The organism is Erwinia sp. B116 (assembly GCF_002865965.1).
Classification (GTDB): Bacteria; Pseudomonadota; Gammaproteobacteria; order Enterobacterales; family Enterobacteriaceae; genus Erwinia.
Window position 1 is genome coordinate 94,238 of sequence record NZ_JRZZ01000011.1, and the last position, 25,889, is coordinate 120,126.

General features: G+C 58.8%; 28 protein-coding genes and 1 tRNA gene. 12 read left to right on the forward strand and 17 right to left on the reverse strand.

Going from position 1 to position 25,889, the window contains the following annotated elements; all coding sequences use genetic code 11:
• Positions 1 to 94 precede the first annotated feature (94 nt).
• Entirely contained in the window at positions 95 to 1,309 is a 1,215-nt protein-coding gene (locus NV64_RS10555; RefSeq protein WP_101505877.1) for a CaiB/BaiF CoA-transferase family protein, read from the forward strand.
• A gap of 194 nt (positions 1,310 to 1,503) precedes the next feature.
• Positions 1,504 to 1,722 (forward strand): response regulator transcription factor, encoded by a 219-nt coding sequence (locus tag NV64_RS23405; RefSeq protein WP_158239890.1) that lies wholly within the window; start codon positions 1,504 to 1,506, stop codon positions 1,720 to 1,722.
• 184 nt (positions 1,723 to 1,906) lie between these two features.
• On the opposite strand, the gene hpxK is transcribed toward NV64_RS23405, so the two are convergent.
• The 8 genes from hpxK to hpxU all read right to left on the reverse strand — a co-directional run bounded on the left by hpxK (position 1,907) and on the right by hpxU (position 8,488).
• Positions 1,907 to 3,175, reverse strand: a complete 1,269-nt coding sequence (gene hpxK, locus NV64_RS10565; protein ID WP_056233796.1) for an allantoate amidohydrolase — start codon at positions 3,173 to 3,175, stop codon at positions 1,907 to 1,909.
• Positions 3,175 to 4,410, reverse strand: a complete 1,236-nt coding sequence (locus tag NV64_RS10570; RefSeq protein ID WP_101505878.1) for an alanine--glyoxylate aminotransferase family protein — start codon at positions 4,408 to 4,410, stop codon at positions 3,175 to 3,177. Before NV64_RS10570 ends, hpxK begins: the two co-directional genes overlap by 1 nt.
• 110 nt (positions 4,411 to 4,520) lie before the next feature.
• Entirely contained in the window at positions 4,521 to 5,255 is a 735-nt protein-coding gene (locus tag NV64_RS10575) for an amino acid ABC transporter ATP-binding protein (protein WP_056233792.1), read from the reverse strand.
• Entirely contained in the window at positions 5,236 to 5,892 is a 657-nt protein-coding gene (locus NV64_RS10580) for an amino acid ABC transporter permease (protein ID WP_056233789.1), read from the reverse strand. Before NV64_RS10580 ends, NV64_RS10575 begins: the two co-directional genes overlap by 20 nt.
• Entirely contained in the window at positions 5,892 to 6,557 is a 666-nt protein-coding gene (locus NV64_RS10585; RefSeq protein ID WP_056233787.1) for an amino acid ABC transporter permease, read from the reverse strand. The genes NV64_RS10580 and NV64_RS10585 overlap by 1 nt, the downstream gene beginning before the upstream one ends.
• 10 nt (positions 6,558 to 6,567) lie before the next feature.
• On the reverse strand, positions 6,568 to 7,353 hold the full coding sequence (locus NV64_RS10590) for a transporter substrate-binding domain-containing protein (protein ID WP_101505879.1): 786 nt from the start codon (positions 7,351 to 7,353) through the stop codon (positions 6,568 to 6,570).
• Positions 7,354 to 7,402: 49 nt separating this feature from the next.
• Positions 7,403 to 7,606, reverse strand: a complete 204-nt coding sequence (locus NV64_RS23145) for a hypothetical protein (RefSeq protein WP_146005471.1) — start codon at positions 7,604 to 7,606, stop codon at positions 7,403 to 7,405.
• A 42-nt stretch (positions 7,607 to 7,648) separates the two neighbouring features.
• A complete protein-coding gene (gene hpxU / locus NV64_RS10595) occupies positions 7,649 to 8,488 on the reverse strand; it encodes a MurR/RpiR family transcriptional regulator HpxU (RefSeq protein WP_101505880.1) in 840 nt (279 codons plus the stop codon).
• Positions 8,489 to 8,603: 115 nt separating this feature from the next.
• Between hpxU and NV64_RS10600 the strand changes: the two genes are divergently transcribed.
• From NV64_RS10600 to NV64_RS10625, 6 genes are all read left to right on the forward strand, one after another.
• Positions 8,604 to 10,190: a gamma-glutamyltransferase family protein gene (locus NV64_RS10600; RefSeq protein ID WP_101505881.1), complete on the forward strand. Its 1,587-nt coding sequence runs from the start codon at positions 8,604 to 8,606 to the stop codon at positions 10,188 to 10,190.
• Between the two features lie 12 nt (positions 10,191 to 10,202).
• Positions 10,203 to 10,391, forward strand: a complete 189-nt coding sequence (gene hpxX, locus NV64_RS10605; protein WP_056233778.1) for an oxalurate catabolism protein HpxX — start codon at positions 10,203 to 10,205, stop codon at positions 10,389 to 10,391.
• On the forward strand, positions 10,388 to 11,782 hold the full coding sequence (locus tag NV64_RS10610; protein ID WP_101505882.1) for an AtzE family amidohydrolase: 1,395 nt from the start codon (positions 10,388 to 10,390) through the stop codon (positions 11,780 to 11,782). The genes hpxX and NV64_RS10610 overlap by 4 nt, the downstream gene beginning before the upstream one ends.
• A gap of 4 nt (positions 11,783 to 11,786) precedes the next feature.
• Positions 11,787 to 12,170 carry an oxalurate catabolism protein HpxZ gene (gene hpxZ / locus NV64_RS10615; protein WP_101505883.1) on the forward strand — a complete coding sequence of 128 codons (384 nt, stop codon included), beginning with the start codon at positions 11,787 to 11,789 and terminating at the stop codon, positions 12,168 to 12,170.
• A 103-nt stretch (positions 12,171 to 12,273) separates the two neighbouring features.
• Positions 12,274 to 12,597, forward strand: a complete 324-nt coding sequence (locus NV64_RS10620) for a helix-turn-helix transcriptional regulator (protein WP_082502303.1) — start codon at positions 12,274 to 12,276, stop codon at positions 12,595 to 12,597.
• Between the two features lie 409 nt (positions 12,598 to 13,006).
• Positions 13,007 to 13,987, forward strand: a complete 981-nt coding sequence (locus NV64_RS10625; protein ID WP_101505884.1) for a hypothetical protein — start codon at positions 13,007 to 13,009, stop codon at positions 13,985 to 13,987.
• 69 nt (positions 13,988 to 14,056) lie between these two features.
• Here NV64_RS10625 and NV64_RS10630 read toward each other — a convergent pair whose 3' ends face one another.
• From NV64_RS10630 to NV64_RS10645, 4 genes are all read right to left on the reverse strand, one after another.
• Positions 14,057 to 14,764, reverse strand: a complete 708-nt coding sequence (locus tag NV64_RS10630) for a PAS domain-containing protein (RefSeq protein WP_101505885.1) — start codon at positions 14,762 to 14,764, stop codon at positions 14,057 to 14,059.
• A gap of 201 nt (positions 14,765 to 14,965) precedes the next feature.
• Positions 14,966 to 15,925, reverse strand: a complete 960-nt coding sequence (gene puuE, locus NV64_RS10635; RefSeq protein WP_056233769.1) for an allantoinase PuuE — start codon at positions 15,923 to 15,925, stop codon at positions 14,966 to 14,968.
• Between the two features lie 36 nt (positions 15,926 to 15,961).
• Positions 15,962 to 16,702, reverse strand: a complete 741-nt coding sequence (gene hpxA, locus NV64_RS10640) for an allantoin racemase (RefSeq protein WP_101505886.1) — start codon at positions 16,700 to 16,702, stop codon at positions 15,962 to 15,964.
• Entirely contained in the window at positions 16,702 to 17,418 is a 717-nt protein-coding gene (locus NV64_RS10645; RefSeq protein ID WP_101505887.1) for a GntR family transcriptional regulator, read from the reverse strand. Before NV64_RS10645 ends, hpxA begins: the two co-directional genes overlap by 1 nt.
• A gap of 144 nt (positions 17,419 to 17,562) precedes the next feature.
• On the opposite strand from NV64_RS10645, the gene NV64_RS10650 reads away from it, so the two are divergent.
• Positions 17,563 to 19,059, forward strand: coding sequence for an NCS1 family nucleobase:cation symporter-1 (locus NV64_RS10650; RefSeq protein ID WP_101505888.1), 1,497 nt, complete (start codon positions 17,563 to 17,565; stop codon positions 19,057 to 19,059).
• Positions 19,060 to 19,165: 106 nt separating this feature from the next.
• Here NV64_RS10650 and NV64_RS10655 read toward each other — a convergent pair.
• Both NV64_RS10655 and dnaQ read right to left on the reverse strand, forming a co-directional pair.
• Positions 19,166 to 19,242 (reverse strand) — tRNA-Asp (locus tag NV64_RS10655).
• A gap of 133 nt (positions 19,243 to 19,375) precedes the next feature.
• Positions 19,376 to 20,131: a DNA polymerase III subunit epsilon gene (gene dnaQ / locus NV64_RS10660; RefSeq protein ID WP_056233763.1), complete on the reverse strand. Its 756-nt coding sequence runs from the start codon at positions 20,129 to 20,131 to the stop codon at positions 19,376 to 19,378.
• A gap of 246 nt (positions 20,132 to 20,377) precedes the next feature.
• Between dnaQ and rnhA the strand changes: the two genes are divergently transcribed.
• Positions 20,378 to 20,845, forward strand: coding sequence for a ribonuclease HI (rnhA, locus tag NV64_RS10665; protein WP_056233761.1), 468 nt, complete (start codon positions 20,378 to 20,380; stop codon positions 20,843 to 20,845).
• On the opposite strand, the gene NV64_RS10670 is transcribed toward rnhA, so the two are convergent.
• Positions 20,830 to 21,552: a methyltransferase domain-containing protein gene (locus NV64_RS10670; RefSeq protein ID WP_056233759.1), complete on the reverse strand. Its 723-nt coding sequence runs from the start codon at positions 21,550 to 21,552 to the stop codon at positions 20,830 to 20,832. The genes rnhA and NV64_RS10670 overlap by 16 nt on opposite strands.
• Before the next feature lie 43 nt (positions 21,553 to 21,595).
• On the opposite strand from NV64_RS10670, the gene gloB reads away from it, so the two are divergent.
• On the forward strand, positions 21,596 to 22,351 hold the full coding sequence (gloB, locus tag NV64_RS10675) for a hydroxyacylglutathione hydrolase (RefSeq protein WP_056233757.1): 756 nt from the start codon (positions 21,596 to 21,598) through the stop codon (positions 22,349 to 22,351).
• Positions 22,352 to 22,421: 70 nt separating this feature from the next.
• On the forward strand, positions 22,422 to 23,801 hold the full coding sequence (mltD, locus tag NV64_RS10680; RefSeq protein ID WP_056233755.1) for a murein transglycosylase D: 1,380 nt from the start codon (positions 22,422 to 22,424) through the stop codon (positions 23,799 to 23,801).
• A gap of 91 nt (positions 23,802 to 23,892) precedes the next feature.
• On the opposite strand, the gene NV64_RS10685 is transcribed toward mltD, so the two are convergent.
• Positions 23,893 to 24,657 carry a class I SAM-dependent methyltransferase gene (locus NV64_RS10685; protein ID WP_056233753.1) on the reverse strand — a complete coding sequence of 255 codons (765 nt, stop codon included), beginning with the start codon at positions 24,655 to 24,657 and terminating at the stop codon, positions 23,893 to 23,895.
• A 126-nt stretch (positions 24,658 to 24,783) separates the two neighbouring features.
• Complete coding sequence (locus tag NV64_RS10690; protein ID WP_101505889.1) at positions 24,784 to 25,578, reverse strand: endonuclease/exonuclease/phosphatase family protein; 795 nt, start codon at positions 25,576 to 25,578, stop codon at positions 24,784 to 24,786.
• Positions 25,579 to 25,889: the final 311 nt, after the last annotated feature.

The window sequence follows — 25,889 nt, forward strand, 5'->3', positions numbered from 1 at the left end:
CCTCCCTGCTTACCCCTGTCCGGGGGATAAACAACGCGCACTGAAGCGCCTACACTCGACGACGCCAGACTATCCCATTAAAAGGAGTGTCCCGATGTCCGTCAGCCCGTCTCCGCTGTTTTCCGGCCTTAAGGTGCTGGATATCGCTACCTTTATCGCTGGCCCTGCCGCCGCGACCATCCTCTCTGACTTCGGTGCTGACGTGATCAAAGTAGAGTCGCCTTCCGGCGATCCCGATCGCGTGCTGTCGCAGAACCCTAATATGCCGGCCAGCGACTATAACTACGCGTGGCAGTTGACCAACCGCAACAAGCGCAGCCTGATCCTCGACCTGAAATCCCCTGAAGCACGCGAAGTACTGGTGCCGCTGATCGAGTGGGCGGACGTGGTGGTCACCAACTACCTGCCTGAGATCCGTGAACGACTGGGGCTGACCTGGCCGGGCGTGCACGCCATCAACCCGTGGGCGATTTATGCCGATATCACCGGTTACGGCGCACAGGGGCCGGACGCCAACGAACCCGGCTTTGACTCCTGCGCCTGGTGGGCGCGTAGCGGGCTGATGAACACGCTGCGCAACGCCGACGCCGAACCGGTGATGACCCTGCCCGCGTGTGGCGACCATGTTAGCGCCACCGCGCTGTATGCGGCGATCGTTACCGGCCTGCTGATGCGCGAAAAAAACGGCGAGGGAATGCAGGTTTCCACCTCGCTGATCGCCAACGGCATCTGGACCGCCGCAGAGTATGTTGAAGGCGCGCTTAACCAGGCGACGCCGGCGCGGCAGGCGGACCGTAAAGATCCGGTAAACGCGCTCTCGAACTGTTACCGCACGGTGGACGACCGCTGGCTGGTGGTAAGCGCCTTTCAGCGAAAAGACTGGCAGAAGCTGCTGGTTGCGCTGGATGCAGAGCAGTTGGGCAGCGACGAACGCTTTGCCGACGTCGCCAGCCGTATCCGCCACACCCGTGCACTGGCCGCCGAATTCACCCGGCGCTTCGCGCAAAAAACGTTGCACCAGTGGCGGACGATCCTCACACGGCACCGGATCATTTTTGGCATCGTGCAGACCTTTCCCGAGGTGGTTAGCGACCCGCAGCTGCATCTGAACGCCTGCCTGCTGCCCTATCACGATCGCCAGGGCAGGGAACGCCTCACGGTCTCGTCGCCGTTTACCCTCAGTGGCGTTAACAAGGTCACGCCGCGCCCGGCACCGGAGTTTGGTGAACACACCGACGCCATCCTGCAGTCGCTGGGGTTTACCGCACAGCGCATCGATCGGCTGAAAAAAAATGGCGTGATTATCTGACCGAGAGGGAGCGACAACATGGAACGTGAAACCGTTGACTACGACGTGGCGATTTTATGCGCTGGAGGCCGATCTTTTCCATACTGTGCCGAAACTCATCAGGCTCCTGCCCTGAGTATTCACACCTTTTGTTTATACGCCGTGGGCGAATTTGTCTAGGTTGTGCAGAGGATAAGCGTCAACAAGGTGAGTTTATGCAACCCGTCAGAAACGTATTAAGCCCGCGAGAAATCATGGTGCTGTCACTGATTGCGGCAGGCAATTCCAACAAGGAGATCGCTATTGTCCTTGCTATCACGCCCGAGACCGTCAAATCGCATATCAAGCACATTCTGATTAAGCTGACCGCCCGTAACCGGGCGCAGGCGGTATCGCTGGCGCAGCGTTCCGGGCTGCTGGCCGAAATGTCCTGAACCAGTCAGGTCAGGCAGCGCCGGCCGCTATCTTCGTAACCAATCAGGCAACGTTGCCCACAACAGATAAGGCACCGCTGCCTGGCTGGGCCTCCGTCTCAAAGGAAAAGCGGACGGGTTTATTATCCCCTGAACAGGGGTCGCGGCGGCACACGGGCGGCCGCCGCGGCTGACGGACGAACGGTTATTCTGAGCAGCGGGTGGCGAAATCGCTGACCACTTCCACGTACGCCTGCAGCGCCTGAGCGACGTCGCCCGGCAACACCGCTTCCGCCGGATGGTGGCTGATGCCGCGATCGCAGCGCACAAACAGCATGCCCACCGGCCAGCGTTCGGCCACCGCGATGGCATCATGGCCGGCACCGCTCGGCAGCGCCAGGCTGCGCCCCTGAACACGGGTCACCGCGCGGCCGAGCGCCGCCTGCAGCCCGTCATCGCAGGCGGTGGCCGGAATGCGGTAATACTCGTCTGAGCTGAAGGTCAGGCCACGACGCAGGGCGATAGCTTCCGCCTGCACCAGCAGGTCCGAGAGCAGCTCGGCCAGCGGCCGATCCTGCGGGCCGCGCACGTCCAGCGTCAGCGCCACTTCGCCGGGGATGACATTAACCGCACCCGGCTGGCACTGCAGCGTACCGACCGTCGCTACCAGCTGCGGATCGTGCTGCGGCGTGCGCTGCTCAACGTAGACCATCCACTCCGCCGCCGCCGCCAGCGCATCTTTGCGGTGGCTCATCGGCACCGTGCCGGCGTGGCCGGCCTCGCCGGTAAAGCGGCAGTTCAGGCGGCGGGCACCGTTAATCGCGGTGACCACCCCCAGCGCCAGCTGCGCCTGTTCGAGGCACGGCCCCTGTTCGATATGCAGCTCAAGATAGGCGGCAAAGTCCTCAACGTCGCGCGCCGCCTGCCACAGCAGATGCGGCTTCAGACCGATATCGCGCATCGCCTGCTCAACGGTAATGCCGTTGCCGTCCGGATGCGACATCCAGCTCTCCGGCCAGCTGCCGGTCAGCCCGCGGCTGCCGAGCAGGGTGATGCCAAAACGCGTGCCCTCTTCGTCGGCAAAGCCGATAATCTCCAGCGCCAGCGGCAGCCGCTGGCCGCGATCGTGCAGGTACTGCACGGTTTCAATCGCCGCCAGCACCCCCAGCATGCCGTCGTAGCGGCCGGCGTTGCGCACGGTATCCAGATGCGACCCGAGCAGGATCGCCTGCGCGGCCTCGGTCTGGCCTTCGTAACGGCCGCAAATGTTGCCGACGCTGTCCTGCCATACGTGCATGCCCGCCGCCTTCATCCATTTGCCCACCAGCGCGTTGGCGCGCAGATGCTCCGGCGACAGGTAGACGCGGGTCAGCATGCCCGGCGTTTCGCTGAGCTCAGCCAGCGCATCGCAGCGAGCCATCACCCGGGCGGCGGCGACCTGCGCCGCCTGTGCATTTAACAGGCAATCGCTCATCAGCAGCTCCCGCGGTAGTGATCCCAGGCCGCCTGCATCGCTGCGCCCTGGGTGGTGCGGAAGCCGAGGTGGTTCAGCACCGCTTCCAGCGCGCTCAGCGTCTGCATCACGCAGTCCTTACGCGCGTTGTAACCCATGGTGCCGATGCGCCACACTTTGCCAATCAGCGGGCCAAATGAGGTGCCAATCTCTATGCCGAAATCCTCCAGCATCAGCTTACGTACCTGGTCGCCGTTGACCCCGGCCGGGATCATCACCCCCAGCACGTTGTTCATTTTGTGCGTCAGGTCGCCGAAGGTCTCCAGCCCCATGCCCTGCACGCCTTTCAGCAGCGCGTCGCCGTGCAGCTTGTGGCGAATGATCCCGTTATCCAGCCCCTCTTCGAGGATCAGCCGGGCGCACTCGCGGGCGCCAAACAGCGCGCTGGTGGCTTCAGTGTGGTGATTGAGGCGCTCCGGCCCCCAGTAGTCCATGATCATGCCAAGATCGAAGTAGTTGGAGTAGATCATCTCGTCTTCACCGTCCCGATGGGCGTCGGTGCGAATGCCGGCCTCCACGCATTTGCGCTGGCGGATCACCGCCTCCATCTGCGGGCTGAGGGTAATCGGCGAGGTGCCGGACGGGCCACCGAGGCACTTCTGCATCCCGGCGGAGACCGCATCCAGCCCCCAGGCATCGGTCTCCAGCGCATTACCGGCAAAGGATGCCGTGGCGTCGGTGTAGAACAGCACGCCGTGGCGGCGGCAGATCGCCCCCAGCTCTTCCAGCGGCTGTAGCATGGTGGTGGAGGTGTCGCCCTGTACCGTCAGCAGCAGACGCGGTTTGACCTTTTTGATCGCGTCTTCAATCTGGTCCGGCGTAAACACCTCACCCCACGGCACCTCAATGGTGTGTACCTCAGCACGGCAGCGGCGGGCGATCTCACACAGCAGGTGGCCGAAGCGGCCAAATACCGGCACCAGCACCCTGTCGCCCGGACGGATCGCCGACAGCAGGATCGCTTCGATGCCGGCGCGCGAGGTGCCGTCGATCAGCAGCGTCCACTGATTGTCGGTGCGGAACACGGCGCGGTAGAGCGCCATCACCTCATTCATATAGTGGGTCATCGCCGGGTCATACTGACCGATCAGCTGGCTGGACATCGCGCGCAGCACGCGCGGGTCGGCGTTGATCGGGCCCGGCCCCATCAGCAGGCGCTGTGGCGGGTTGATTTGCGAAATTGTTGATAAGTCCATTAGCGTTCCTTTAGCTGATACTAAGCGTCGGCTGCGGCTCCTGCTCAGGGCGCAACCCGCGTTAAACCGTGAGGCCCGGCACACGTTGTGTTCAGGCGGTCGGGAACGGATTACAGCCCGCGCACCGACGAGATAAATTGTTTCAGTTCAGCTGTCTGCGGTGCGGCAAACAGCGTTTTGCTGTCGCCCTGCTCCCAGACGCGCCCCTGGTGCATAAACACCACGCGATCGCCCACTTCACGGGCAAAATTCATTTCGTGGGTCACCAGAATCAGGGTCATGCCCTCTTTCGCCAGCTGTTCCAGCACTTTCAGCACTTCGCCTACCAGCTCGGGATCGAGGGCGGAGGTGATCTCATCACATAACAGCACCTTTGGCGACATGGCCAGCGCGCGGGCGATCGCCACGCGCTGCTGCTGCCCGCCGGAGAGGCTGGAGGGATAGTAATCCATCCGTTCACCCAGCCCGACTTTTTCCAGCATGCGGGCGGCCAGCTCGCGGCACTCCGCCTGGCTTTTTTTCAGCACCCGGCGCGGGGCCAGCATCACGTTTTCCAGCGCGGTCATATGCGGGAACAGGTTAAAGCTCTGGAACACCATGCCCACCGAGCGGCTGATTTCACGCGCCTGGCTGTCGCGATCGGTGACGGTGATACCGCCCAGCTTAATGCTGCCTTCCTGATAGCCTTCCAGCCCGTTCATACAGCGCAGCAGGGTACTTTTTCCCGAGCCGCTGCGGCCGATAATTGAGATCACTTCCCCGGCTTCAACGTCGAGATCCACGCCCTTCAGTACGTGATTATCGCCGTAATATTTCTGCACCTGATTAATGGTGATGAGCGGCATTGAATTTCTTCTCCAGATACTGGCTGTAGCGGGACAGCGGATAACACATCAGGAAGTAGCCCAGCGCCACCAGCCCGAACACTTTAAACGGTTGATAAGTGACGTTGTTAAGGATGGTTCCGGCCTTGGTCAGCTCAATGAAGCCGATAATCGACGCCAGCGCCGTCCCCTTCACCACCTGCACGGCAAAGCCGACGGTGGGGGCAATACCGGTGCGCAGCGCCTGCGGCAGCACCACGCGATACAGGGTCTGACCGAAGCTCAGCCCCAGGCAGCGGCAGGCTTCCCACTGCCCTTTCGGCAGCGCCTGCACGCTGCCGTGCCAGATATCCACCAGGAACGCGCTGGTATAGAAGGTCAGCGCCAGCGACGCGGCCGTCCACGGCGAGACGTCAATGCCGAACAGCGCCACGCCAAAGAAGGCGAGGAACAGCTGCATCAGCAGCGGCGTGCCCTGAAACAGCGCGCAGTATCCGCTAATCAGCCGGTTTGGCCAGCGGCGGCGCAGCAGGCGCACCATCACCAGCGGCAGCGCGACCAGCGTACCGCCGATAAAGGCGGTCAGCGACAGCAGCAGGGTCCAGCGTGCGGCCAGCAGCAGATTGCGCAGAATGTCCCAGTCGGTAAAGGTGTTCATCAGGGCTGTTCTCCAAACCATTTGCGCCCGGCGGCCAGCAGCAGCTGACGCATCGCTATCGACAGCAGCAGGTAGATCAGGGTGGTCACCAGGTAGACTTCAAAGCTTAAAAACGTCCGTGACTGAATCAGGTTGGCGGCGAAGGTCAGCTCCTCGTAGGAGACCTGCGATACCACCGACGAACCGAGCATCACGATAATGCACTGACTGACCAGCGCCGGGTAAATCCGCTTCATCGCCGGTGGCAGCACCACCCGCAGAAAGGTCTGGCTGCGGCTGAGGCCGAGCACCCGGCCGGCCTCCCACTGCCCTTTCGGCGTCACCTGAATGCCGGCGCGGATAATCTCGGTGCTGTAGGCACCGAGGTTAATCAGCATCGCCAGCAGCGCGGCTTCGCCCGCCGTCAGTTTCAGCCCGAGATTCGGCAGGCCAAACACGATAAAAAACAGCTGTACCACGAACGGCGTGTTGCGGATCAGCTCAACGTAGATGCCCCAGATGCGGCTCAGCAGCGAAGGCTTGCCGCTGCGCAGCGCCGCGCCGAGGATCCCCAGCCCGACGCCGCCCACCGTGGCCAGCACCGTCAGCTGGATGGTGACCCACAGGCCGGCCAGCAGCTCCGGCCAGTGGGGCCACAGGGCGGGAAAGTTCAGTTGCCCAATCATTGCTCAGCCCTTATGCGCCGAGGTCGGCAGGCAGCGGCGCTTTCAGCCACTGTTCAGACAGCCCGTTCAGCGTCTTATCGTTGATGGCCTGCTCAATCAATGCGTCCACTTTCGCCTTCAGCGCCGGTTCATTTTTCTTCAGGCCGATGTAGCACGGCGAGTCCTTCAGCATAAACTGCGGTACCGGCGCTTTATCCGCGTTCTGGCGAGAGATCGCCGCCACCACCAGATTGCCGGTCGCCACATACTGCACCTGGCCTGAGAGATATGCGGAGAGCGTGGTGTTGTTATCTTCGTAACGTTTTAACTGGGCATCTTTCGGTGCCACCTCGGTCAGCACCATGTCTTCCACCGCGCCGCGGGTCACGCCGATGGTTTTGCCGCTCAGGCCGGCGGCCTCTTTCAGCGTGCCGTCTTTCGGACCAAACACGCCAAGGAAGAACGGCGCATAGGCGCGGCTGAAGTCGATCACCTTCTCACGCTCCGGGTTTTTGCCCATGCTGGAGATCACCAGGTCGACCTTATCGGTCTGCAGGTAAGGAACGCGGTTGGCGCTGGTCACCGGCACCAGCTGCAACTTAAGTTTCATCTGTTTCGCCAGGTACTTCGCCATATCGATATCGTAACCCTGCGGCTGCAGATCGGTGCCGACCGAGCCAAACGGCGGGAAGTCCTGCGGCACGGCAATACGGATAACGCCACGTTTTTCAATATCCTGCAGCTGGTCTGCATGGGCTACCGTCGCCTGAGTGAACAGCACCGCACCGGCCAGTAATGCGAATAAACTTTTTTTCATTTTCTCTTCCCCGGTTAATACATCATGAAACGAAAGATTCTTAAAGAGATTATTTGCAACTAATGTGCCAGCGCGCGTTGAGCGGGAAGATTTTCCTGCTGGCCGGAACGATCCGGACCAATGACGGATTTAAAATGCCTTGCTGTTCCTGATGTTGAGAGAAAAACAGCACACCATTTGCTGCGGACATCCGGCGATCGCCGCAGGCACCGCGCAGAAACCAGCGCCGTTCAGACAATAAAAAGGGGCGCATCGTGCGCCCCAAAAACATGCAAAGCACCAAAGCGGTGCCCCACTATCGCTGTTCCAGCTCGTCCAGCTGGCCGTACAGCCCGGCAATCTGATGAATACGCTGGCGGCCGTCGCTCAGCAGTTCGTGCAGCACCGCGTTGGCCAGCAGGTTGATCAGGCTGTTGGCAGCGGCGTAGCTGTCAAAGGCGGAAACGCTGTCCAGCGGCGCGCACAGCTGCCAGCGCGCCAGCGCTATCACCGACTGTGCCTGCGGTTCGCACAGCGCCAGCGTGGGGATCTGCCGCTGCTGCAGCTGCTGCAGCAGCGGGCGAATAATGCGCGGACGGCGGCGGAAGGCCATCACCACCACCAGATCGTCAGGGGTCAGATCCACCAGCTCTTCCGCCAGCGTCTGGCCGGGCTGCGGCAGCACCTGCACCTGCCCGCGCGCCTGCAACAGCTGCTGCCGCAGGTGCAGCGCCAGCGGCCACGAGTTACGCATCCCGATGATAAACAAACGCTTACTGCTGACCAGTGCCTGTACCACCTCGCCCAGCTGCACGCTGTCGATGCCGTTAACCCACTGGGTCAGGTTGGCCATCTCCTGCTTATAGTGGCGCGCCAGCAGGGTGTTACCCTGTACCGCGTCGCGATTATCGGTCAGCGGCATGCCGCTCTGGCGCAGAGTACGCAGCTCATCGCGCATATCCTTATACTTCTCATAGCCCAGCCGCTTAAACAGCCGGCTGACGGTGGCTTTGGACACGCCGCTCAGGCGCGCCAGCTCGGCACTGTTATAGCTAATCAGATCGTCGAAGTGGTCGAAGACAAAGTCGGCAATCCGCTGCTCCTGTGGTGAGAGCTGTTCGTACTGACTGCGCAGTCGTTCATCAAGCTGCATCATGCTAGAGTCCCTGTAACTTTTGTTTCATTCACCTGATGGTATACAAAAGCCGTGCCTGAAAAAACTGGAACGGCGATTGCTTTAGTCAGGGCACCGTTGATTGAGGACGATAAACATGAACCAAAGCAATATGGCCCCGCTGGGAATGGCCGTCACCCCCCATCATCTGGCCAGCGAGAGCGCGCTGGCGGTGTTACGCGAAGGCGGTAACGCCATTGAGGCGATGGTGGCCGCCGCCGCGACCATCGCGGTGGTCTATCCGCATATGAATGGCCTGGGGGGCGATGGCTTCTGGCTGATCGTGCCGCCGCAGGGCGAGCCGATCGCCATTGACGCCAGCGGGGCGGCCGGCTCGCTGGCGACGATTGATTTCTATCAGGGGGCGGCGACCATTCCCCATCGCGGCCCGCGCTCGGCGCTGACCGTCGCCGGCACGGTCAGCGGCTGGGCGGAAGCGCTTGACGTTTCCCGCGAACTGGGCGGCCAGCAACGGCCGCTGGCAAGGCTGCTCGGCGACGCGATCCGCTATGCGGCAGACGGCATTCCGGTCACCGAGTCGCAGGCCGCCGCCACCCACGGCAAACGGCACGAGCTGGCCGGTCAGCCCGGCTTTGCCAGCACCTTCCTGCCGGACGGGGAAGCCCCGCGTGCCGGCAGCCGTTTCACCCAGCCTGACCTGGCCGACACGCTGATCCACCTGAGCGAAGCGGGACTGGAGAGTTTCTACCGCGGGCCGCTGGCGCACCGGCTGGCCGCGTCCATGGCAGAACTGGGGATGCCGATCACCCTGCAGGACCTCAATAACCAGCGGGCCAGGCGGCGCACTCCGTTGCGCATCCGGCACCAGTACGGCGAGGTGTTTAATATGACCCCGCCGACCCAGGGCCTGGTGTCGCTGGCGATCCTCGCCATCACCGACCGCTTGCCAATGGCCGAGGCCAGCGAAGCGCACACCCTCCACCGCATTGTTGAAGCCACCAAGCTGGCGTTCGGGCTGCGTGACCAGTACATCACCGACCCTTTGCATATGCATGAGGAGATGCAGGCGCTGCTCGACGGCGACCGCCTGGCACAGCTGGCGGCACAGATTGACGATACCCGCGCGGCCCCGTGGGGCACCAGCAAAGGGCCGGGCGATACGGTCTGGATGGGGGTAATGGACAGCAGCGGGCTGGCCGTCTCCTTTATCCAGAGCATCTATCACGAATTTGGCAGCGGCGTGGTGCTGCCGGGCACCGGGATTACCTGGCAGAACCGCGGCGCGGCGTTCAGCCTGGATGCCAGTCATCTGCTCGCGCTGGCACCGGGCAAACAGCCGTTCCATACGCTGAACCCGGCGGCGGCGCGGCTTAACGACGGCCGTACGATGGTCTACGGTTCGATGGGCGGCGACGGCCAGCCGCAGACCCAGGCCGCGATCTTCACCCGCCACGTGGTACAGGGAATGCCGCTGCAGCAGGCGATAAGCGCGCCGCGCTGGCTGCTGGGCCGCACCTGGGGCCAGTCTTCCGACTCGCTGAAGCTGGAGGGGCGTTTCAGCGCGGAGACCGTCGCCACCCTGCGCGCCCTCGGCCATGAGGTGGAGATGCTGGCAGACTTTAGTGAAGCAGTGGGCCATGCCGGGGCGATCGTACGCCATAATAACGGCATGCTGGAAGGCGCTTTCGATCCGCGCAGCAACGGCAGCGCGGCCGGTTTTTAACAGGAGACGATCATGACGCAGTATCACGCCGACTGGGCGATCTATATCTCACAGATGGAACAGGTCCTCGGGCTTGAGCTGGACGACGCGCGCCGCGCGGAGCTGCTGGTGCAGTTTACCCGCATCGCCGGGATGGCCGGGCCGTTAATGAACTTCCCGCTCGACGACCGGCTGGAAGTGGCAGGAGTGTACAAAGCATGAGCCTGCATGACCTGTCGATTCAACAGCTGAGCGCGGCGTTCTCCGCTGGCGAGCTGAGCGCCCGCGAGATTGCCGGCCAGACGCTGGCGGCGATCCACCAGCATAATCCGGCGATCAACGCCTGGACGCACGTCACCGACGATCGCATGCTGCAGGAGGCCGATCGCCTCGATCGCCTGCGCCGCGAAGGTCAGCCGCTGCCCGCGCTGGCCGCCGTGCCCTATGCGGTGAAAAACCTGTTTGACGTTACCGGCCACAGCACGCTGGCCGGGGCCAGCCTGTTCAGCGAACGGGCACCGGCGCGGCAGGATGCCTGGGCGGTACAGCAGCTTAACCGCAGCGGCGGCCTGCTCTCCGGCATGCTGAATATGGACGCCTACGCCTACGGTTTTACCACCGAGAACAGCCACTACGGCGCGACCCGTAATCCGCACGATCTGACGCGCATCGCCGGCGGCTCCTCCGGCGGGTCGGCGGCGGCGGTGGCCGCCGGGCTGGTCCCCTTCTCGCTCGGCAGCGATACCAACGGTTCGATCCGCGTGCCGGCCTCGCTGTGCGGCATCTTCGGCCTGAAACCGACCTTCGGCCGCCTGTCGCGCGGCGGCAGCCATCCGTTTGTCGCCAGCCTTGACCATATCGGCCCGTTTGCCCGCCGGGTCAGCGACCTGACGCTGGTCTATGACGCCCTGCAGGGGCACGATGACGCCGATGCCTTCCAGGCCGACGCGCCGCTGCAGCCGGTGATGCCGCAGCTGGAACGCAGCGGCGAAGGATTACGCTGCGGCGTGCTAGGCGGCTGGTTCAGCGAGTGGTGCGATGACGACGCGCGCGACGCGGTGGCCCGCGCGGCGCGCGCGCTGAACGCCACCGAGACCTACGAGCTGGCGGACACCGACCTGGCGCGCACCTCTGCGTTTATCATTACCGCCTCGGAAGGTGGCAACCACTATCTGCCGGCCCTGAAGCGTGCGCCGCAGGACTTCGAACCCGCCTCACGCGAGCGCCTGCTGGCCGGCGCGATGCTGCCCGGAGCCTGGTACGTGCAGGCGCAGCGCTTCCGCCGCTACTGGCAACAGCAGGTGCTGCCGCTGTTTGAGCAGGTCGACGTGCTGATCGCTCCGGCCACCCCGACCAGCGCCACCCCGATCGGCCAGCAGACCATGCACATCAACGGCCAGGATCTGCCAATCCGCGCCAGCATGGGGATGCTGACCCAGCCGATCTCCTTCCTCGGCCTGCCGGTGGTCAGCGTGCCGCTGCAGACGCCCGGTGGATTACCCATCGGCCTGCAGCTGATCGCCGCGCCGTTTAACGAAGCCGCCTGCCTGCGCGCCGCCCGTGCGCTGGAGCAGAGTGGGCTGGCCCGGGCGGTGCTGCCCGTTATGGAGTGATGCAATGAGAACTGAAGATATCGATCGTCCGGCGGTGGTTGCCGAGGTCACCGCCGCCTTCTACCGCTATGAGCAGGCGTTAGTCAGCAATGACATTGCGGTACTGGACGAGCTGTTCTGGCACGATCCGCGCACCGTGCGGCTCGGGGCCGGTGAGAATCTCTACGGCATTGACGCGATTCGGGAGTTTCGCGCCGCCCGGCCGTCGGCCGGTCTTGACCGCCAGCTGCGTAATACGGTGATCACCTGCTACGGCGACGACATGGCGGTGTGCAGCACCGAATTTACCCGTGAAGGGAACGATAATATCGGCCGCCAGCAGCAGACCTGGATCCGCCTTCCTGAGGGCTGGCGGATCGTGGCGGCGCAGGTCAGCATCATGCGCTAAGCCGCGCCGGCACTGGCCTGCGCCGAAGTCCGTAAAACTCACGGTGGCGTGCGCCAGGGGCCGGTGTTACAACTGCCCCTGTTGACCAAACAGGGAGCAAAAAATGAGCAATCATCCGCACGTTACTGTTTCTGATGCACACCCAAACCCGCAGGATGAAAACCCTCCACCTGCCAATAAAGACTGGCACCGTAATGAAATTATCTGCGCAATCCATATGACGGGAGGGTCGGTAGCGTCATTGTCACGCGCGCACGGGTTAGCCGAGGGAACGCTGGCTAACGCGCTTAACCGCCCGTGGCCGAAGGGGGAGCTGATTATCGCCAACGCGATTGGCGTCAACCCCGAACAAATCTGGCCCAGCCGCTTCTTAGCCCGCCGTGAGCGGGATCGCTTCAGGGGAAGGCAGAAGCGCAGATATCCGTAGGCTGTTTCTGCATTTTGGCAATGGAGATTAGCGTATGACTATTCAGGGATATGTGTTTTCGTCGTCACCGCTCAATTCGTCAGTCATCTTCCTGAATCTCATTATTCATTTTTTGCAATGCTATCAGTCACTTTTCACCACAGGCCCATCTTTTGATTATCAGCACCTCGCAAGAGTGGAGTTAAGGAATGAATAACCATGAATTCAAAAAAATAATTTATCCTTTTCTGTTTCTGACATCGTTCGGTGTCTATCTCTATATTGGTTATTTTTCATGGTTTTTACTTAAGACAGGCGCATCCCCGTTTCAGGCCTCAATACTTATTGGTATCACCACTTTATCCAGTCTCTTTTGGGGACCACTGGCAGGCAGGATCATAGATCGCTCTAAAAAAAACTTTTATGGCTTGTGGGTGGACAAATCCTCAGCGCACTAATCGTACTATTATTTGGCTACATATCCATATTTGAAGTAACCTTCACCAGCGCATTGGTTGTTTTGTTTTCCTTATTATTCAACCTGAACGCTATTATCGTCAGTCAATACATAATTCCACTACTTGCAGATAATTATGAGAACAGCGTTGCGCTGGAATCGAGAGTATCGGGTCTCGCGGTCCTGCTCTCCAGCCTCCTGCTGGCGTTTTTCTATGATTACAAGTGGACATTTATCTTTCACCTTACTTCTGCTATCTGCTTAGTTATATCGTCAGCGTTGATTCTTTCTCTACGGAACCTGAACATTTCTCCCGTTCAGGAGATCTATGAAAAAACAGCTGAAGAGGGCTTTCGTCATATTTATAAAAAATCTTTTCTTTTAATCAAAGAAAATGGATTCCTGGCGTTAGCCATGTGCGCTATCGCTTTTACAGAAACGTCATTCAGCGCTAACTTTGACGTTATCGCCTTTACGTTGAAAACCACACCTTACACCGTCATTTTCCTGTTCGGTGCAGTGAGTGGCATACTGGATAGTTTCGCTTCATGGTTGTATCCAAAGATTCTGAAATTCGGCAACACAAGTTTTCGCTGGTATTTTTTTCTGTGCAGCTTTCTGCTGGTCTTTGCCATTGCAGCAACGTTATCGATGTCAAACACCGCCAGCCACAGCCCTCTTTTCCTTCCGGCTGTAGTCGTTTCACTGGAATTTATCGGCGTATGGTGGGGGATTTTTATCTCTGCACGGGTCAGGGAGGCCAGTAGGGTGAATGAGTACGGGCAGACGATGGCGGCTTTTCGCATACCTCGTTCGCTGATCACCTTCTTCGGAATCACCAGCATAGGTACTGCGTTGCAGTCGGGGAAAATGGAGTGGGTGTTTATTATTAACACGATCCTACTGGCTCTGGTTATCTTATTAAAACTAACCAGAGAGTCAAAAAAGCGTTAAAAGGAATACTGCAAGCGACTCATTAGATGCAGAAGCGCCACATAGCTTCTGCATCTAAACTCGAAAAAGTCAGCTTCCGAAGGGAATAATCGACTCACAGGTTTTAAAAATACTCTGCGGGATAAAGTTATTAAAGCCATTTTCGATACAATAATCCAGAAGTCCACGTTTATTACCCACGCCTGCTTTTTTATAAATCCGACAAAGCGTATCTTCCACAGTTCGGTTGGAAACGCCGATCGCTCTTTCAATCATTTTTGGCGTGAAAGACTGGCACGTGTAGAAAATAACCTCCCATTCTTTAAGCGTAAATATATTATCCGGTGGCGTGAATATAAGTGAAGTCGGTATTTTAATTTTTTTAAGCCGAGTGATAGCAATCGAATCAACAGGCCTATTGTGCGCAATAATGCCAAGCACCTCACCAGACCGCCCTATTATTGGAAACTTATCACAATACCATGGCTGAAAAAAATCATCGTTTCCAACCTTATGTATTTCTATTGAGGTCATTCTGTCCCGATACTCCTCAACCTTCCTGTCATGAGCCTGAAATTCCGGTTCAAATTCATGTATTGCTACAGGCAACTCTCCATCATAACGCCCTTCAAGATTAAAACCTTCAGGAATTGTCAAAAAACGCCTGATCTCTTTATTAGCATACACAAACTGTGATTTATTGTTTTTAACCCACCAGGATTCATTGCTCCCTTCCCAATAGCGAGTCAAAGGGGCAATAATACTCTCTATCTCGGTATCTCTATCTTTATAACTCATGCTTTCATCTCCACATCCACTAATAAATAACCATTCGGTTCCAGTTCAGGAATGAGTGAGTATAGATTTTGAAGATAAAAAGTAATCAGGACGAGTAAAATTAAAGCACGAAGTGAATAGTAATCTATTGAATTAACAATTTTTGTGATGGAAAGGATAACTCGAAAAGATAAAGGACGAGCCCTCGCTCGTCCTGAACGCTTACATCACCGGGGCGGGATGTTTTTTCATCCAGTGATCGGCGATCTGCTGGCGTGTGCAGATCCATACACGGTCGTGCTGCTGGATGTGATCGAGGAAGCGCTGCAGCGCGCGGAAGCGGCCGGGGCGGCCGAGCAGCCGGCAGTGCATGCCGATCGACATCATTTTCGGTGCCTCCTCGCCCTCTTCATACAGCACGTCAAAACTGTCGCGCAGGTAGGTATAGAACTGCTCGGCGGTGTTGAAGCCCTGCGGGGTGGCAAAGCGCATGTCGTTGGTTTCAAGGGAATACGGAATAATCAGGTGCGGCTTCACCGTGCCGTCCAGGCAGGTGACCTGGGTCCAGAACGGCAGATCGTCACCGTAGTAGTCGCTGTCGTAGGTCAGGCCGCCCTGCTCCACCACCAGCCGCCGGGTGTTCGGGCTGTCGCGGCCGGTGTACCAGCCGGTGGGCGTTTTGCCAAACAGGTCGGTCAGCGTGTCCAGCGCCAGCTGCATGTGCTGCCGCTCGGTTTTCGCATCCATCCCCTGATAGTGGATCCAGCGCCAGCCGTGGCTGACCACGTCGTAATCCGCCGCTTTAATCGCTTCAACGATTTCCGGGTGACGCGCCAGCGCCATCGCCACGCCAAATACGCTCAGCGGCAGCCCGCGTTTCTGAAACTCGTTGTGAATGCGCCAGAAACCGGCGCGGGAACCGTATTCGTACAGCGAGTCCATCGACATATGGCGCTCGGGATAGCTGGCCGCGCCGATAATATCCGAAAGAAACTGCTCGGAGCCGGCGTCGCCGTGCAGCACGTTGTTTTCCGCGCCCTCTTCGTAGTTGAGGACAAACTGCACCGCAATGCGCGCCTTCTTCGGCCAGGCCGCGTGCGGCGGCTGTCCCGCATAGCCGCGCAGGTCACGCGGATAGTTTTTGTTGAAGCCGTACTCTTTCTTTTCGGGGGTATCACTCATAACCAGCATCCTGTGTTGTCGGCGTGCGTTATCACCTTAGTTTAGGCGCTCAAACTGACCGGACAGCCTTTTCGCCACCGGATAATCCAGATCGCCGTGTTTGCTGGTGCCCAGCCCCAGCGCCAGCAGCGATTCAACCATTTTGACCGCCGCGCCCACGCCGTCGATCACCGGCAGCCCCAGTTCACGCGTCAGCTCCTGCGCCAGGTCCGCCATGCCGCCGCAGCCGAGCACGATCGCCCCGCTGCCGTCTTCGCATTTGGCCTGGATACAACGCTGGCGCACTTTCTCCTGCGCCACGCCGCTGCCGTCTTCCAGCGCCAGCACCGGCAGGTCGATGGCGTGGATCGCGGCGCAGTGGTGCACAAAACCGTACTGCTGCAGCAGGTGCCGGGCAATCACCACCGTGCGCGGCAGCGTGGTGACGATGGAGAAACGGGTGGCCACCAGGGTGGCCACATGCATCGCCGCTTCGGCAATGCCCACCACCGGCCCGGAAGCCAGCTCACGGGCGGCCAGCAGCCCCGGATCGCCAAAGCAGGCGATCACGTGGCCGCGTGCGCCCTGCTCACGGCCGGCTTTGACCTGCTCCAGCACGCCGATGGCGGCTATCGCTTCATCAAAGTGGCCTTCGATGGAAGGCACGCCCTGCACCGGGCACACCGCCAGAATATCGGTGTTCGCCGCGGCCACCGCCCGCGCGGCGCGGCCGATGGTTTCGGTCATCGCCAGGCTTGTGTTGGGGTTAATCACCTGGATCAGCTGTCGGTTACTCATCACTCCACTCCTTTACCTGCAAACAGCCGGGCGAAATCCGGCAGGGTTTCGCCGCTGCGCTCGAAGCGCAGACTGGCCACAATATGATCGAAATGTTGCCGTAGTGCGTCAGTCAGCGGCACCAGCGCTCGCTCGCGCAGCAGGATCAGCAGCTGGTCGTGATCGTCACAGCGGCAGCCCTGCTTCCAGGGGGAGCCATAGGCCGCTACCACCAGCGAGGAGCGCTGGCTCAGCCGGGTGACCATTTCGGTCAGCACCTGATTGCCGGAGATCGCCTGCAGCTGGATGTGAAAGGCGGCGGAAAGACGGATCGCGGCGGCACCGTCGTGAGCGTCATGCGCCTGCTGCTCCTGGCGGATCAGCTTTTCCAGCGCCGCCAGATGCGGCGGCTGGCAGCGGGCCAGTACGTCAGCCAGGTTGGCGCACTCCAGCAGGCAGCGGGTGTGGAAGATATCCTGCGCCTCTTCCACCGTCGGCGTGGCGACCTGCGCACCACGTTTGGGCGTCAGGGTGATCATTTGCACCGCTGCGAGGCGCTGCAGCACCTTACGAATGCCGGTGCGGCTGACGCCAAACACCTCAGAGAGGGCCTCTTCCGGCAATTTACTGCCCGGCGGGAGCTGGTGCTCCACAATCGCCGTCATTAGCGCCTGATAGATCGGCTCGTCCTTATCATTCAGGTCGGAGGCCGTTTTCAGCCCGGTTTCACTCTTCATTTTTCGCTCCGTCAACATCATCGCCCTGGCAAATCGTACACAGTATTCGTCATTTTTGTATACATGAAATTACGATCTGGCCTGGATCCTGCAATACCTGATGCAACCCAACCGGTTTTATCATCTCTTTGAGGAGCAGGTTTCATGCCAAACAGTCAAATGAGTTCCCAGGACGCGGCCGCAGAAGCCCGTGCCAACTACAGCCCCCGGCTGTGTAATGACGATCTCGCCCCGACCCGTGACCAGAACTGGAGCTGGTACAACATCTTTTCGTTCTGGATGTCCGATGTACACAGCATGGGCGGCTACGTGGTGGCGGCCAGCTTCTTCACCCTCGGCCTGGCCAGCTGGCAGGTGCTGTTGTGCCTGCTGGCCGGTATCTGCATCGTGCAGCTGTGCGCCAACCTGGTGGCAAAACCCAGCCAGATGGCGGGCGTGCCCTACGCGGTGATCTGCCGCCAGGCCTTCGGCGTGTTCGGCGCCAATATCCCGGCGGTGATCCGCGGGCTGATCGCGTTTGCCTGGTACGGTATTCAGACCTACCTGGCGGCTAACGCGCTGATGCTGGTGTCGCTTAAGTTCTGGCCGGCGCTGACGCCGATGACTCAGGTCAGCTGGCTGGGCCTGTCACAGCTGGGCTGGCTCTGCTTCGGCATTATGTGGCTGCTGCAGGCGATGGTGTTCTGGCACGGGATGAACGCGATTAAGCGCTTTATTGATATCGCCGGGCCGGCCGTGTACGTGGTGATGGGCGCGCTGGCGGGATGGATTGTATACAAAACCGGCTTTGACGGCATTTCGTTCACTCTGGCCAGCAAGTCGCTGACCGCCGGTGAGCAAACGTGGCAGATGATTACCGCCACCGCGCTGGTAGTCTCCTACTTCTCCGGCCCGCTGCTTAACTTTGGAGACTTCTCCCGCTACGGCAAAAGCATGGACGAGATCAGACGCGGTAACCGCTGGGGACTGCCGTTCAACTTCCTGCTGTTCTCAATTGTTACCGTGGTGATCGTCTCCGGTACCCAGTCGCTGTTTGGCCGTATGATCGTTGACCCGATTGAGACCGTCAGCATGGTCGGCAGCGACCTGGCGGTGGCGATTGGCCTGTTAACCATGATTACCGCCACCATCGGCATCAACATCGTGGCCAACTTTGTCTCACCGGCCTTTGACTTCTCTAACTGCTCGCCGCAGAAGATCAGCTTCCGCACCGGCGGCATGATTGCCGCGGTAGGCTCGGTGCTGCTGACGCCGTGGAACCTGTTTAACTCACCGGAGCTGATCCACTACACGCTGGACGTGCTGGGGGCATTCATCGGTCCGCTGTTCGGTATTCTGCTGGTGGACTTCTACATCGTTAAGCGTGGGAAGGTGTCGGTGGATGATCTGTTTGACGCGACGCCGGCCGGTAAATACTGGTATCGCGGCGGCTTTAACCCGAAAGCGATTGGTGCACTGCTGCCCGCCGTGGCCATCGGCCTGGTGATCAGCTTTATCCCGTCGTTACACGCGGTGGCAAACTTCAGCTGGTTTATCGGCGTGGCGCTGGGTGCGGGTGCCTATCGCTGGATGGCGCGTGAGGAAGTGAGCCGCGAGGCCACACCGGCTTACGCTGCAAACGTCGTGATGCAGAAAGAGTGATGATGCAGTAAGAGTGATGTGAGAGAGGGCCGGTTAATCCGGTCCTTTTTTTAAGGCGCATAAAAGACAAAAGGCCGATTCCTGAGAATCGGCCTTTCTTAATACTTGGCGGAACGGACGGGGCTCGAACCCGCGACCCCCTGCGTGACAGGCAGGTATTCTAACCAACTGAACTACCGCTCCGCGCTTTATTCCCCGTCGGGAACGAGGCGAATATTACGGACAGGTACGCTATACGTCAACGCTTTTTAACCGGTTTTATCTTAAGTGCTCTTTTTTTATGCTTAACGGGCTTTTTCTGTCGCAATTTAGCCACTTACTGCGCGGCGTCCTCTGACGGGCGCCATAAACAGCTGCCGCCTTTTTTCATCACCAGGTCCAGACGGGCCTCATGCAGCGCGCACTCGTCTGCGCTGGCGCGCACCACGCGCAGACCCGACGATGGCCGCACAATGCGTTGAATGGTCTCTTCCCCTTCCTGTTTATCGCGTTCGCCCTCCATAGAAAAAGTCAGCGAGGTCTGCCCGCCGGTCATGGTCAGGAAAACTTCGGCGAGGATTTCGGAGTCAAGGAGTGCGCCGTGCAGCGTACGCTTGCTGTTGTCTATTTCATAACGTGAGCAGAGGGCGTCGAGGCTGTTGCGCTTGCCCGGAAACATCTTACGCGCCATCGCCAGGCTGTCGGTTATCTGGCAAAACGTTTCGGTTTTACCGATGCCCCGGTTCAGCTTGCTGAATTCATAGTCCATAAAGCCGATATCGAACGAGGCGTTATGGATAACAAGCTCAGCGCCGTCGATATAGGCGAGGAACTCATCGGCAACGTCGGCAAAGGTCGGTTTATCCGCCAGGAATTCATCCGCAATGCCGTGCACGCCGAACGCTTCCGGATCGACCAGCCGGTCCGGTTTCAGGTAGACGTGGAAGTTATTGCCGGTCAGGCGGCGGTTGACCACTTCAACGGCACCGATTTCGATAATGCGGTGCCCCTCATAGTGGACGCCAATCATGTTCATACCGGTGGTTTCGGTATCAAGCACGATGACCCGTTCGGATGTACTCTGGAAACTCATGACGTTTACCCGGTGGTTAATCAGTCGTGGGCGCAGGCCCGCTGGAGAAAGTGTCGCAGGTGCACACCCTGCGCGATTGCCCGACAGGGTAACACCAGCCGGGCCGGTAAGTCATGCTCCTGGGGCGACAGACTGCACCGGCAGCGGCATCAACCCGTCGCGATCGCCAGTAAATGCGCTTTTTGCCATGCTCGCGGCAGCACTTTATGTCAGACTTGGCGTTTTACAGCGGGAAGACGGGCAAAAATGTTAAAGCAGGTTGAGATTTTCACCGACGGATCCTGTCTGGGTAACCCAGGCCCCGGCGGTTACGGCGCGATTTTACGTTTCGGTAAACATGAAAAGGAGTTCAGCGCCGGATTTCGGCTGACCACCAATAATCGCATGGAGATGATGGCGGCGATCGTCGCGCTGGAAGCGCTGAACGAGCAGTGCAACGTGGTACTGAGCACCGACAGCCAGTACGTGCGTCAGGGGATCACCAGTTGGATCCATAACTGGAAAAAGCGCGGCTGGAAGACCGCCGATAAAAAGCCGGTGAAAAACGTCGACCTCTGGCAGCGGCTGGACAAGGCGCTGAGCCACCATGAGATCCAGTGGAAGTGGGTTAAAGGGCACGCCGGTCACGTGGAAAATGAGCGCTGTGATGAACTGGCGCGATCGGCGGCGGGCAAACCGACCGCCGATGATATCGGATATCAGTCCGGCTCCTGATGCTTACGGAATGGGCTCGCGCTGACCGGGCTGAGCGCACGCCTGGCGGCGCTTCTCTTCGCCGGGTTTCTGGTAAGTGGGAAGGTACGCTTACGGGCGACGATCATATGCATACAGCCCAGCGCGGGCAGGTGCGTGCTGATCACCTTACCGCCTTGTCGGCTCCAGGGCAGGACCTGAAACCCGCTGCGCTGTACCACTTCGTAATTGAGCAGGCTCAGCCAGTCGAGCAGGCGCAGGGTGGTGAACATTCTGCTGTTCCAGGGCATCTTACGGTGCACGCCCGGAATAAGCTTCCCTACGCCCAGCACGCTGAACAGATTGAAACCGCTGATGATCATCCAGCCATCGTCAATCAATACCCGATCGACTTCGCGCAGAATGCGGTGCGGATCGCTGCTCCAGGCCAGCGTGTGCGCCAGCAGGCAGGCATCCACCGATTTTGACTCAAAGGGCAGGCTCAGCGGCGAGGCGATCACCTGCAGATTATCACCGCTCTCGCCGACGTTGACCTGATGTGAGATGCCACAGGCGTCGGTAGCAATCTCTGCGCTCAGGCTGCCGATTTTTAACAGGTGAAAACCGTAAAGTTTCGCCAGCGTGGGCTGCAGGTGATGGGATAGCGCATCGCGGTAAAACTCTCCGCAAGGCATCTGCGCCCATTGGGTCGGAACCGGGCGGATTTGACGTGTTTTAGCGGGCTTCATGCTTTAACATCTTCCTTCCGTTACCAGCACACAGAGGTGAATAATGAATCTTACCAGCATTCCGGCCCTGCAGGATAATTACATCTGGACCCTCAATGATGATGCAGGTCGCTGCCTGATCGTCGACCCGGGCGAAGCGCTGCCGGTACTCAGCCTGCTGGAGAAAAATCAGTGGCAGCCAGAGGCTATATTACTGACCCATCATCACCACGATCATGTCGGCGGCGTGGCGGAATTGTGTGACCGTTTTCCCGGCTTAACGGTGTACGGACCGGAAGAAACCCGCGGCAAAGGGACCAACTTTATCGTGGCAGATGGCGACGACATCACCGTATTGGGAAACAAATTCACCGTTTTTTCCACGCCGGGTCACACTTTAGGACATGTCTCATATTTCAGCTTCCCTTACCTTTTCTGCGGAGACACAATGTTTTCCGGCGGATGTGGCCGACTTTTTGAAGGCACACCCAAGCAGATGTTTGAGTCTTTTCAAGCTATTAATGCACTCCCTGCCGATACGCTGGTCTGCTGCGCCCATGAATATACATTATCCAATTTAACCTTTGCGCACACCATTGACCCTGATAATGCCGAAATAACGCAGTACTACCATAAAATTAGAGAGTTACGTGCAAAAAACCAGATAACTTTGCCGACAAAGCTGGAACTGGAAAGAAAAATTAATGTATTTCTGAGAACGCAAGATACTGAATTACAGAAGTTAATTGGCTTCGAAACATCCCCGCAACATGAGTGGCAGGTTTTCGCGACTCTACGCGAGAAGAAAGACACTTTTTGAATTTAAGGTTGTGTTGTCAGGATCGAGCACGTATCATTGCTCGTCTTTTAAGCGAACTATTGACACACACATGAAGGCTAAAGCGATATTACTCGCCTCAGTCTTGCTGGTGGGGTGCCAGGCATCAAGGCACGATGCTAACATCCCCGTACAGCATGCACAGAGTTTGTCTTCGGCAGGTCAAGGTGAAAATGGACAGTACTCAGATGAGTTGTTGTCTCCGCGCTGGCAGGATGATGGAACGACCCTGGCGCAGGGCAGAGATCTGTGGAATTTCATTAGCGACGAGCTGAAGATGAAGGTTCCGGATAATTACCGGATACGCGAACAAAAACAGAAGTACCTGAGTAACAAGAGCTATCTCCACGATGTAACATTACGGGCAGAGCCGTATATGTACTGGATAGTCGAGCAGATTAAGCAACGTAAAATGCCGATGGAACTGGTACTACTACCCATAGTGGAGAGCGCTTTTGACCCCCGCGCAACGTCTTCCGCCAATGCCGCAGGCATCTGGCAGATCGTGCCGCAGACGGGTAAAAATTATGGTCTTAAGCAGACCCAGTGGTATGACGGGCGACGTGATGTCGTGGCGTCGACCAAAGTTGCTCTGGATATGATGCAACGCCTTAACGACATGTTTGACGGTGACTGGTTACTGACCGTTGCTGCGTATAACAGTGGTGAAGGCCGCGTGATGAAGGCGATGAAGGCAAATAAAGCCCGTGGACGACCTACGGACTTCTGGTCTTTAGCGCTGCCGAGAGAAACGACGGTCTATGTGCCTAAAATGCTGGCCCTGGGGCAGATCCTCAAGAACAGCAAGCGCTATGGCGTGCGTCTGCCGACACCGAACGAATCCCGCGCTCTGGCGCGTGTAGAAGTCGGTCAGCAGATTGAGCTGACGCAGGCGGCCGAAATGGCCGGCATGTCGCTCAGCAAACTGAAGAGCTTTAATACCGGCTACAAGCGTGGCACGACGGCACCTAATGGTCCTCACTACATTATGGTACCGAAGTCTAACGTAGCCAAACTGCGCAATTCCCTGGCAACGGGTGATATTGCTGCGGTACAGCCAACTTCGCTGGCAAATAACGTCGCGTCATCTTCCTCCTATAAGGTGAGGAATGGCGATACGCTGTCGGTGATTGCCAAACGGCTGAATGTGTCGGTGAAGGACCTGCAGCGGGCAAATAATTTGCGCGGGGCCAGTATTAAACCGGGGCAGACGCTGACTATTGGCGGAAGTGGATCGAAACTGGCAGATAACGGCGACAGCATCACCTACCGCGTTCGTAAGGGTGATTCTCTGGCCAGTATCGCAAAACAGCATGGTGTGAAAATCAAGGACGTGCAACGCTGGAACAGCGTTGCAGGCAACAGCAAGAACCTGCAGCCCGGCGTGAACCTGACGCTGTTTGTTGCTGATAACACCAGGCCAGACAGTTAAGATCGGTGGCTTAAGGCCAATAAAAAACCCGTCTCCGGACGGGTTTTTTTATGCCTTTTTAGGGGCGGTCGGGTCGGGCTTCTTTGCCCTTTTACGGGCGGGTTGCTTCAATAAAGATGATGTCGGTATGAAAACTGCCATCAGGCTGCAGCTCATAGTAGCGCTGAACCTCTTCTGCCGCACTCTGCTGGTACAAACGGATAGCATCAACCAGCGTCTGTGGCGTGCGCATACGCGCGACCCAGCTGCTGAACTCCAGCCCCAGCCGCCCCTGAGTTATCGCCGAGATGCGCAGGCCGGCTTCGGTCAGCAGCGTCAACCACTCGCCCGGCCCGTAGTTACGCACGTGAGAGGTGTCGCGCAGCGCTTCGATTGTCTGCAGCCAGATGTCCAGTGGTGGGCTGCCCGGCGCGCACACGTCCATAATAATTACGCTGCCGCCCGGTTTAAGCACCCGTCGCGCTTCGCGTAAGGCGCTACCGACGTCATGCCAGTGGTGCGCCGAGTAGCGGCTGATTACGACATCAAATTCGCCGTCGGCAAACGGCAGCTGCTCAGCGTAACCCTGTCGGGTGCTAAGACGATCGTAACCCCGTTCTGCCGAGGTCTGTTTCACTACTTCCAGCATTCTCTCCGACAGATCGTACGCCACCACCTCTGAAACGTGCTGTGCCGCGACAAAGCTGGCATGCCCTGCCCCACAGCCAAGATCGAGCAAACGCGCAGCGGGAGCCTGTGACAGACGTTCTGCCAGCTGCTGTAGATCCTGCCCGCCGGCGTGAACCGCGCTGGCTAAGTAGGCTTCCGCCCGATCGCCAAACTGATGCTCAACGTGTTGATGATGTTTGATGCTCATTGACCCTCCTGGTTAAACGCGCTCAGACCACCAGACGACGAACGGGATAGCCTGCTGTGGTGTAACCTGCAGCTCAAAGCCCAAACCAGTCTGTGTAGCCTGTAGCCTGTAGCCTGTAGCCTGACGTTACAGAGGGTTAGGGTGGAATTCAACCAGCAACGGGTTATGATCGGAGGCGCGGGTGACCAGCACCGAGGCTTCCGCCACGCCCATACCGCGATAGAAAACGAAATCCAGCGGGCGGCCAAACGCTTTACGCCGGTGATCGTCAGTAAAGCGTACCTCCCGCAGCCCCATTTCTCGGGCAAAGCGGTACAGAGCGTTAATGCGCTGGCGGCTCCAGGCGTTGAAATCTCCGGCCATGATCACCGGGCCCTGATGGTGAACGACCTGTTCGCCGATAGGCCCCAGCTGCTTGCTGTAGACATCGATACCGAGGCTGAAATTCACCGCGTGAATATTCACCACCATCAGCATCTGACCGCCGGGCAACGGATAAGCGGTGACCAGCGCCGACTTGGCCAGCCGCAGCAGCGGCTCACGCTCCCGTAACGGGCAGCAGTAAACCGGGTGGGCAGAGGCCAGCGTCATCACGCCGGAGGGGTGCTGAGGCAGCACAAAGGCCGGCACCTGGTCGGCAGCGAGGTAGTTACTGGTGGCGAAATGCACCAGTTCAGGGGTGGTTTGCGCTTCCTGCAGCAGTACCAGATGGGCATCTTTACCGAAATTCTGCAGCACAGAGAGCCACTCGGCTCGCTGCTGCTTGAAGATGTTCCAGACCAGCACCTTCAGGGTGTTTTCGGTGGTCAGCGGCGCGCCAGGTGGTAATGCCTGTCCGACATGGAGCATGGCACCCGGAGGGAAAATACGCTCCACGGGCTGCCCTGCTACGTATCTCATGGCATATGTTTTTTTCCGCACGTTACCGCCTGCACTTATTACAACAAAAGAGACCTGTTGATCAGTTATAGGGACTTTACCCCTCACTTTCAATTGTCAGGCGTGAAATTCAGTCCGGCAGAAGGTAAGTAAATGCAAAAACCAACCGTCCAGACAGGCTAAAAATGCCGTTTAGCGGCGGACTGGCAGGAAAAAGGGTGAGTAAAACACAAAAGAAAAAAGCCCTGAGTCAGATGACTCAGGGCTTTCTCTGTTTAAGTGGCGGAACGGACGGGGCTCGAACCCGCGACCCCCTGCGTGACAGGCAGGTATTCTAACCAACTGAACTACCG